At 46.5% G+C, this 9,662-nt stretch carries 7 protein-coding genes; all 7 read left to right on the forward strand.

Annotation, left to right across the window (positions count from 1 at the left end):
* Positions 1–914: 914 nt before the first annotated feature.
* On the forward strand, positions 915–1,160 hold the full coding sequence (locus MO867_RS18795; protein ID WP_252472006.1) for a hypothetical protein: 246 nt from the start codon (positions 915–917) through the stop codon (positions 1,158–1,160).
* A gap of 134 nt (positions 1,161–1,294) precedes the next feature.
* Entirely contained in the window at positions 1,295–3,484 is a 2,190-nt protein-coding gene (nosR, locus tag MO867_RS18800) for a transcriptional regulator NosR (RefSeq protein ID WP_252472007.1), read from the forward strand.
* Positions 3,485–3,507: 23 nt separating this feature from the next.
* Positions 3,508–5,418: a TAT-dependent nitrous-oxide reductase gene (nosZ, locus tag MO867_RS18805; RefSeq protein WP_252472008.1), complete on the forward strand. Its 1,911-nt coding sequence runs from the start codon at positions 3,508–3,510 to the stop codon at positions 5,416–5,418.
* Positions 5,419–5,470: 52 nt separating this feature from the next.
* Positions 5,471–6,829 (forward strand): nitrous oxide reductase family maturation protein NosD, encoded by a 1,359-nt coding sequence (locus MO867_RS18810; RefSeq protein ID WP_252472009.1) that lies wholly within the window; start codon positions 5,471–5,473, stop codon positions 6,827–6,829.
* Positions 6,829–7,773, forward strand: a complete 945-nt coding sequence (locus tag MO867_RS18815; protein ID WP_252472010.1) for an ABC transporter ATP-binding protein — start codon at positions 6,829–6,831, stop codon at positions 7,771–7,773. Before MO867_RS18810 ends, MO867_RS18815 begins: the two co-directional genes overlap by 1 nt.
* A complete protein-coding gene (locus MO867_RS18820) occupies positions 7,767–8,597 on the forward strand; it encodes an ABC transporter permease (RefSeq protein WP_252472011.1) in 831 nt (276 codons plus the stop codon). The genes MO867_RS18815 and MO867_RS18820 overlap by 7 nt, the downstream gene beginning before the upstream one ends.
* A gap of 14 nt (positions 8,598–8,611) precedes the next feature.
* Positions 8,612–9,142, forward strand: coding sequence for a nitrous oxide reductase accessory protein NosL (locus tag MO867_RS18825; RefSeq protein ID WP_252472012.1), 531 nt, complete (start codon positions 8,612–8,614; stop codon positions 9,140–9,142).
* The last annotated feature ends 520 nt before the right edge of the window (positions 9,143–9,662 follow it).

Genomic DNA, 9,662 nt, shown 5'->3' on the forward strand with positions numbered 1-9,662 from the left:
CATGGGGTTCCTGGCTTGTTTGTGTGGAAGCTAACCAGCCTACAGCCAGCTGGCCACCTTTGCTATCGCCAAGTGTGTCGGTCATTGTGGGAATCTAGGATCTGCTTTCCCACAAAAGTGCTGAGAATTACTATCCTTGTTTTCCAGCGGCGCGAAGGTGCTCGTATATTAGTTTTAACATGTAGGGGGGGCACTGTATTACCGATATTTTAGGAAAAGCAGATTTCGTATATGCGATGCCGTCGGTTTCAAATGTAGTGTCTACCTAGAATACTCCCACCGTTCTGATTTATTGCGGCTATACCCACGAGCGAACGATTTTTTCTCGTTAAGCGTCCTTGCCTCAGGGCGTCGATGATCAGGGCATAGATCAATACCTACACTCCAACCCCTTACAATAGACCATCGCTATTCGGCGCCATAACGATTGGCTGTAAGTAAGAACTTTGTTCGCTACCGAAGGTGTGTCTCAATATATCTGCAGATGAAAAGGAATTTCGCCCGCAAGGTGGGACTCGAACAAATATGCAGGTCGTGTGAAATGCACCGATTAATTTCCCATAGCAAAGCTTCAAGAATTGTCTGTGGTGATTTGCATCTGTTGAGATCCAGCCTGACCATAAACACTATAAACTTGATGAATATCAATAGGCCTCAGAAATTGCCCGGTTAAAATTTTGCCCAGAGCAAATCGTCGCTGAATGAAGCAGGAAGGTACCAACATGACTATTTTATTGGAAGATCTAGCTGGTTCTATAGTTGTCCCTAGGAGATTTGATGGCCTGTGTCAGTTGAAAATCAGTCTGGCTTTAAAAATCCTACAAACTTGATAGATGTCAAGGCGCTCCAGAAATAGTCCCTTTAAGCTTTTGCTTGTGAACAACCGGCGCAGATTTAAATAAGGCGGTACCATTATGTCTGATTCATTTAAGGACATGACTGTAGCGATATGTGCAGTTTTGCTCTGTACCGGAATTCTTACAGTACAGTCTAAAGAGCCTAAATTGAGCCAACAGCTGGCAGCTAACATACAGAGTATCTCTGATGTGATAACAACTTCTGGCATGGTCAGAAGTATTCTGCCGCAAAAAAATCAGCGTAAATCCCTGTATTGGCGTATTCCGGCATGGGGTGCTTGCCAGAGCACAGGTGAAATTTAGCATTGGCAATGCAGGCTCCTGGTTTTTTAAAAGCTCATTGAATTTATTTTCAATCTAAGCAGCAGAATATGATGACTTGTACCACCATTACTAACATTACTAATCAGTAATTGGTATTCCAGAGGTTACTGATAGTGAATAAATATTATATACAGTTAGCAGATTTCCTGAATTGCTTGTGGCTTGTGGTTGTGTTGATTCTGTCTGCACCCAACGGTGCGCAGGCAATGGTGCCGGTCAGTGAGGCGCAGCAGACAGAAACTATCCTGCGGGCTTTTCCTGAGGCGACCCACATTACTGAAAAGGAGCCACTGGATGGTGATCAGGTTCTGATTCGACGAGTTTCTGCGCAGGATAAAGAAATCGGCTACGCCTTTAATACTAATGATATTGTCAGTATTCCCGCGTATTCCGGTAAATCCATTAATACGTTGATTGTGATGGACCTCAAAGGCCAGTTGGTGGTTACACGGGTACTTGAACATCATGAACCTATTCTTCTTGTAGGTATTCCTGAGCAAAAGCTTTTCGATTTTGCGGATAATTATCAAGGCCTGAACGTGACGGACCAAGTCCGTGTAGGTAGTGATAGTAATAAAGAGATACACCATATCGATATGGTGTCCGGCGCTACTGTGACCGTTAGGGTAGTCAATGAAACCATTATGCGTGCGGCTCGGAAAGTGGCGCGCATTTTAGGTATTGCCGGTCTTTCTCGGGTAGCGGAAACTCCCCCCGCGACGATTAAACCAGAGGTTTTTTCCAAAGCCGACTGGGTAGAGCTGACAAGTGATGGTTCGATCCGCCGGATGCTGCTGCAACGCAAAGAAATTGATTCAGCCTTTGTAGGTACAAAAGCTGAAGGTCAAGCAGCTAAAACACCGGGGGATTCAAACAAGGCTTTTATTGATCTGTATTACGCACCGGTGGATATCCCAACTATTGGTCGGAATCTACTGGGTGACTCTCAGTATGACTGGATGATGGGCGGGCTCAACCCTGGAGACAGTGCAATCGCTGTGATGGGGGAGGGGGATTACTCCTTTAAGGGTAACGGATACGTACGTGGTGGTATTTTTGACCGTACCCAGTTGCAACAGAGCGGCAAGGTGATCAGTTTTCACGATACGGATTACCACCGGCTGGATGATGTTTACATTGATGGTTTTCCGGGCTTCAGGGAAATGGCGATCTTTGTTATTCGCGCCGAGTATGATTTCGATCCGGGTACTTCCTGGCAACTGGAATTACTGGTGCGCCGTCAGGTCGGCGCACTGGATAGTGTATTTACCAGTTTTTATGGTGACTATTTAACACCTGAAAAATACCTTTCACGTCCTGAACCGGTAGCGCCTACTGTAGAAGCTGAACCTGAAGCGCTGTGGGTAAGCATCTGGCGAGAAAAGGCCTTCCAGATTGGCGTATTATCGGTGGCGTTATTTGTACTGTTCGTAATTATCATTATTCAGGACTTGCTAGTTCGTCGTCCACGGCTGATGCATGGTTTGCGTCAAGGTTATCTGGTATTTACTCTTGTGTTTATAGGCTGGTATGCGCTGGGACAGCTGTCGGTGGTTAACGTCTTTACCTTTGTACATGCATTCCAGGGGGACTTCCAGTGGGGATTGTTCTTACTTGATCCAATACTGTTCATTCTCTGGGGCTTTGTTGCAATGTCCATGTTGCTATGGGGCCGAGGAATTTTTTGCGGCTGGCTATGCCCATTTGGTGCCCTGCAAGAGCTTATTAATGAAGTTGCCCGCCGTTTTAAAGTTAAACAGTTTGAAATCCCTTTTGCCGTGCACGAGCGCCTATGGGCAATCAAATATGTGATTCTTCTGGTGTTGTTTGCGGTGTCTTTGGAGTCTTTGTCTGCGGCTGAATATTATTCCGAAGTCGAGCCCTTCAAAACTGCTTTCCTCCTGAAGTTTAACCGGGAATGGGGCTATGTGATTTATACCGTTATCCTGCTGTTCATTAACATTTTTACCCGCAAAGTGTATTGCCGCTATATCTGCCCATTGGGAGCAGCGCTGGCGATTCCTGCCCGCCTGCGTCTATTTGACTGGCTGAAACGTCGTAAAGAGTGCGGACAACCCTGCAGGCTATGCGCGAATGAGTGCGAAATTCAGGCGATTCACCCCGATGGTTCTATCAATGCCAATGAGTGCCATCAGTGTCTGGATTGCCAAGTGACTTATTACCGAAATGACAAGTGCCCACCTTTGGTGGTTAAAGCCAGAAAACGTGCTAAGCAGCAAGCGGCTGTAGAAAAAATTGAGACCTTGGATGTGACCGATGCAGCGCCGCTGCCGAACACTTAATCCTGTTATTGGGGAATGTGAAGATGATTGATCCGAAAGACAAAAACCTGCCAAAAATTGATGTGGAAGATTCGCAGGCAACAGAACATGTGAAAGTGAGTCGACGTTTGTTCCTCGGAGGTTCAGCGGCATTAGCGGGTATAGCCAGTACACTGGGAGCCGGTATGGGCAGTAGTTTACTGTCTTCTTCCGCACATGCCACCAGTGGTGCAGATAGTACGGTTGGGCCGGGTGAACTGGATGAATACTATGGTTTCTGGAGTGGTGGTCACTCCGGTGAAGTGCGTGTCCTCGGCTTGCCATCGATGCGTGAGCTGATGCGCATTCCAGTTTTCAACGTGGACAGTGCAACTGGTTGGGGTATTACCAACGAGAGTAAAGCGGTTCTGGGTGAAAATGCACCGTTGAATGGCGATAGCCACCACCCGCATATGTCGATGACGAACGGTAGTTACGACGGTAAGTATGTTTTCATTAATGACAAGGCAAATACTCGGGTAGCGCGGATTCGCTGTGACATCATGAAGACCGATAAAATCACGACTATCCCTAACTGCCAGGCCGTTCATGGTTTACGGGTTCAAAAAGTACCCTATACCAAGTATGTCTTTGCCAATGCAGAGTTCCGTATTCCGCACCCTAATAACGGCCTGAACATGGATGATGTACCGGGCTATTACACCCTGTTCAATGGTGTTGATGCTGAGAGCATGGATGTGGCATGGCAAGTGATTGTTGACGGTAATCTGGATAATACCGATGCAGATTACACCGGTAAGTATGCGTTCTCAACCAGCTATAACTCAGAGGGTGCGACTGATCTCGCCGGCTCTATGAAGGCAGAGCGTGATCATTTGGTTATCTTCAATATTGAGCGTATCGAAGCAGCTGTTAAATCAGGTAAGTTTATAACTTTGCCTGGATCAGACGTGCCAGTACTGGATGGCCGTAAAGGTTCGGAGTTGACACGCTACGTGCCGGTACCGAAGAATCCGCATGGTATTAACACGGCACCTGGCGGAAAGTATGCAGTTGCCAACGGTAAGCTATCGCCAACAGTGACTATGTTCCAGTTGGATAAGTTTGATTCCCTGTTTGACGACAAGATTAAGCCGCGCGATACCATTGTTGCTGAAGTGGAATTGGGTCTGGGGCCATTGCATACCGCTTTTGATGGAAAGGGCAATGCTTTCACAACGCTATTTATTGATAGTCAGGTTTGTAAGTGGAATATCGAAAAAGCCATTCACGCCTATAACGGTGAGAGCGTTGATTACATCCTGCAGAAGCTGGATGTACATTATCAACCGGGTCATAACCACACCAGTATGGGTGAAACCCGTGATGCCGATGGCAAATATCTAGTATCTCTGCAGAAGTTCTCTAAGGATCGCTTCCTGCAGTGTGGCCCACTACATCCGGAGAACGACCAGTTGATCGATATCTCTGGCGAAGAGATGAAGCTGATCCACGACGGCCCAACGTATGCCGAGCCCCATGACTGCATGATTGTGCACCGCTCCAAGGTAAAAACGCGCAAGTTGTATGACCGCAAAGACCCTACATTTGCGGCCACCATTACAATGGCGAAGGCTGACGGGGTTGATGTTTACACTCAAAATAAAGTGATTCATGACGGTAATAAGGTACGTGTTTACATGACCTCTGTCGCACCGGTTTATGGCATCAATGAGTTCCGTGTGAAACAGGGTGATGAAGTAACCGTGGTTGTTACTAACCTTGACCAGATTGAAGACGTTACCCACGGCTTTTGTATGGTGAACCACGGTGTTCAGATGGAAATCAGCCCGCAACAAACCGCCTCAGTAACCTTTACTGCCGATAAGCCCGGCGTGCAGTGGTTCTATTGCAACTGGTTCTGTCATGCACTGCACATGGAAATGCGTGGTCGCATGCTGGTCGAACCTGCATAACAACAGAAATTTCCGGGCGGTTTAACCGCCCGGCTTGTTTGAGCGGTAACAGATGTTGAGTCTTACGGGAAAAATATTTGGTCTGTTGGCACTATTGACCAGCGACGTATCCTTTGCGGCTGTGATTCAGTTAACACCGCAGGATGACTTGCAGCTGGCGCTGGATCGCAGCCAGGCAGGTGACATTCTGATACTTGGTAAGGGGGAATATCGGGGGAATTTTATACTTCGACAATCGATAGAGCTGGCTGCACAGGAAGGTGCAGTAATTGATGCGGGCGGCAAGGGGCACGCGTTGCAGATCGAAGCCGAAAATAGCTATGTACATGATTTACGGATTGTAAACTGGGGTGAGGACCTGACAAATCAGGATGCCGGTATTTTACTGGCAACCTCGGCAATGGGTAGTCGTATCGAATATAACAGCCTCTATGGCGGCGGCTTTGGTGTTTGGGTAGACGCAACCCAGGCAGCAAAAATTTCAAATAACAGAATACGGGGTAAGCTTGAACTACGTGCCTCCGATCGTGGTAATGGCATCCATCTGTTCAATGTTACCCAGGCCCTGATAGAAGGTAATGAAGTCTGGGAAACTCGCGATGGCATTTATATCGATACCAGCAACAAAAATAAATTGATCGATAATTACTTGCACGATTTACGCTACGGTGTGCACTACATGTATGCCTACAATAACCTGCTGAAAGGAAATTTGACCGAAAACACCCGTACAGGTTATGCGCTGATGCAGTCAAAGTATCTGACAGTGTTGAATAATCGCTCAGTTAATGATGTCAACTACGGTATCCTGATGAATTACATCACTAATTCAACCCTGCGAAATAATGAAATCCGTGGTATCCAGAACCGCCACAATCCGCATATGCAGAAAACCGGTACTCGTGCGGCGAGAAGGGCGGGTCTGGAAGGGAAAGCCTTATTTATTTACAACTCGTTGTTTAATGAGTTTACCGATAACCGTTTTTCTGATAGTGATATTGGTATCCACCTGACGGCGGCCTCTGAAGACAATACGCTGAAAGGAAACGCCTTCGTGAATAATAAAACCCAGGTGAAGTATGTATCTACCCGTACGCAAGACTGGGCAGGAAATTATTGGAGTGATTACTTAGGCTGGGATATGAACGGAGACGGTATTGGTGATATTAAATACGAACCGAATGACAGCGTTGACCGACTGTTATGGAAATTTCCAACCGCCAAACTGCTGCTAAATAGCCCGGCTATCGAAACATTGCGCTGGGTACAGCGACAGTTTCCTGTGTTGAAAGGTCCAGGGGTAATCGATAGTCAGCCCTTAATGGTTGAGCGACCTCAAATACCGGTCAAAATGGTAGCCATTGATGAGGGCAACTCTCCGTCAACACAAGTTCAGGCAGGTGAAGAATGATGAGCCATACGGGGAATATTGTTGAGTTACAACAAGTAGAAAAGAAATATCAAGGGGTAAAGGCCTTGCAGAGCCTTGATCTGAATCTGCACAAGGGTGAGGTTTTTGGTCTTTTTGGTCATAACGGAGCCGGTAAAACCACGATTATCAAATTAATTTTGGGGCTGATTGAGGCCACGTCTGGGCAGGTCAGTGTATTTGGTAAAGATCCAGCTCAGGCAGGTACCCGTGAACTGCGGGCTAAACTGGGATTTTTACAGGAAAATGTCAGCTTTTATGATCAGCTTACCGGCATGGAAGTATTGGAATATTTTGCCCGCTTAAAAGGCACTAGTTGTAAGCGAAGCCGTAAAGAATGTTTTGGGTTACTGGAGCAGGTAGGCTTGAAAGATGTCTGCGGCAGGCGAGTAAAAACCTATTCAAAAGGGATGCGCCAGCGTTTAGGGCTGGCTCAGGCCCTGTTGGGAAATCCTCGTTTGTTACTACTGGACGAGCCCACCGTGGGTCTCGACCCGATTGCCACACAGGATTTCTATCACACTATTGATCACTTAAAACATCAAGGCTGTACTGTAGTGCTTTGTTCACATGTGCTGCCTGGAGTTGAAAAGTATATCGATCGAGCACTTATTTTAGGGCGGGGTGCGGTGTTAGCCAGCGGCAGTATTGAGCAGCTACGGGCCCAAGCAAATTTACCATCAGTATTTCAGCTAAAGGGACGGCCTGGCTTATCGAAAGAGTTGCCGAAAGAGTTGTGCCCGCTGGACCCTAATAATAATGCAAGTATGCGCATAGCGGTACCCATGGAGGAGAGAATGCAGACCCTGCGAACATTGGCGGGCATAGTCAGTATTGATAATATCGATATTCACCTACCCTCACTGGAAGATCTCTACACCCACTTTATTCAGGGCCACTATGATCAGGAGTCCGCTTTATGTTGAACCCGCTACTGATCGTTGCCGGTAAAGAATTTCGAGATGGCCTACGCAATCGCTGGGTTATATCAATTTGTATTACTTTTTCTGTATTGGCAATTGGACTGGCCTATTTTGGCGCTGCAGCTGCGGGTAAGGTGGGTTTTACTTCATTGTCGACCACAATTGTCAGTCTGGCCAGTCTTGCAGTATTTATTATTCCGTTGATCGCACTGATGCTTTCATACGATGGCATTGTTGGTGAAGATGAAAGCGGTACCTTGCTATTGTTGATGACCTACCCGCTGTCGCGGGCTCAGCTCTTGTTGGGAAAAATGCTGGGGCAGGGGGCGATAATGGCGTTCTCAACGTTAGTGGGCTTTGGCTCTTCGGCAGTAATGATTGGCCTTTTCTCGGCAAGTACTTCTTGGGGAGACTTATTAGTGCCCTATACCGTATTTATTTTATCTGCTGTTTTGCTGGGCTGGATTTTTATTGCCATTGCCTATGTAATCAGTGTCAGCGTCTCAGAAAAATCTAAAGCGGCCGGTATTGCACTGATTGTCTGGTTTATTTTTGTGTTGGTGTTTGATCTGGGATTGCTCGGTTTACTCGTATCAACCGAAGGTAATGTGGATTCCAATCTGTTCCCTTATATGCTGTTATTGAATCCCACCGATATCTTTAGGCTGGTGAATATTACTTATTTTGCTGATCAGAATCTTACTGGCCTTATGGCTATAGCCCAGCAAACACAATTTTCCCTATATGGATTACTGGCCGCGCTGCTGGTTTGGTTGGTGCTGCCCGCCAGCCTAGCTATGTATATTTTTAACCGCCGTGGTTTATAAGTTAGGAGACAGTGATGAGGTATTTACTTACGAACATTTTTCCCGTCAGAGGGTTGCTGGTACTGCTGGTATCAATTGCCTTATTGGTTAGCTGCACCAAAGATAAGCAAGTGACTATGGTGCAGCAGGTAGTAGCGATTGAAAGCGGTGAAGAATGTCACTTGTGTGGTATGATTATTGCCAATTATCCAGGACCCAAAGGGCAGCTGTTCAGCAAAGGAATAGTGGGTAATCTCAAGTTCTGTTCTACCCGCGATATGTTCGCATTTATCGTTGACCCAGAAAACCGCCATAATGTACAGAAAGCCTTTGTACACGATATGGCCGTAACCCCCTGGGATCACCCCGATGAAGAAACCTATGTAGATGCCCGGAAGGCTTGGTATGTGATTGGCCATTCCAAGCAGGGTTCGATGGGTGCAACACTGGCAAGTTTTGCACGGGAGCAGGATGCCTGGAACTTCGCTGATGCTGAAGGTGGCGAAGTGTTAGATTATGACCAGATCAATTTACAGGCCCTGGTGAGTATGACCCGTAGGCATTAGATCAATTTGCTGAATAGTAACAGAGTGAGTGCCTCGGTAATCTTAATCCTCCAGCCAGCGTCGGGCGCGCTATTATGTAGCTGATTATTCCTCAAGTATCCCAGAACATTTAAAACAACTTTGCTCTTTTAGATAGCAGCTGTTGTTTGTCTAATTTGCATAGATAGGTTAGAAAATAGGATATATTTTATGAATTTGGCTGCTGGCTTGTTTCTAAGCTTAATAGCTGCAAATTGACATAAATGTTGGCAATAGAATGGAGGTAGTCGTTGTTCATTGTGCTTCCAGAGATGATAGTTCCACATGTGTGCTTATATTGGCAATCTAGGAAGCTCTAGATGGTTTTTTCAGCGGTAAGAATTGGCAGGCGGGGGTGGGGGAATATTCAAGCTTCTGCAATATAAAACGCTACACATATTTCCCTGCCTCATTAGGAGCAATACGGTAAAAGGATCTTCCCTAAGATCAATACTTCGGACAGTTTTAGGGGGCGAAATAGGTAGGAACCAAGGCCGGATAC

This window comes from Microbulbifer okhotskensis (assembly GCF_023895975.1).
GTDB lineage: Bacteria > Pseudomonadota > Gammaproteobacteria > Pseudomonadales > Cellvibrionaceae > Microbulbifer > Microbulbifer okhotskensis.

Coding starts and splice junctions, on each gene's coding strand:
- MO867_RS18795 (WP_252472006.1), top strand. CDS start 915: ATGTCTGATTCATTTAAGGACATGACTGTAGCGATATGTGCAGTTTTG.
- nosZ (WP_252472008.1), top strand. CDS start 3,508: ATGATTGATCCGAAAGACAAAAACCTGCCAAAAATTGATGTGGAAGAT.
- MO867_RS18810 (WP_252472009.1), top strand. CDS start 5,471: ATGTTGAGTCTTACGGGAAAAATATTTGGTCTGTTGGCACTATTGACC.
- MO867_RS18815 (WP_252472010.1), top strand. CDS start 6,829: ATGAGCCATACGGGGAATATTGTTGAGTTACAACAAGTAGAAAAGAAA.
- MO867_RS18820 (WP_252472011.1), top strand. CDS start 7,767: ATGTTGAACCCGCTACTGATCGTTGCCGGTAAAGAATTTCGAGATGGC.
- MO867_RS18825 (WP_252472012.1), top strand. CDS start 8,612: ATGAGGTATTTACTTACGAACATTTTTCCCGTCAGAGGGTTGCTGGTA.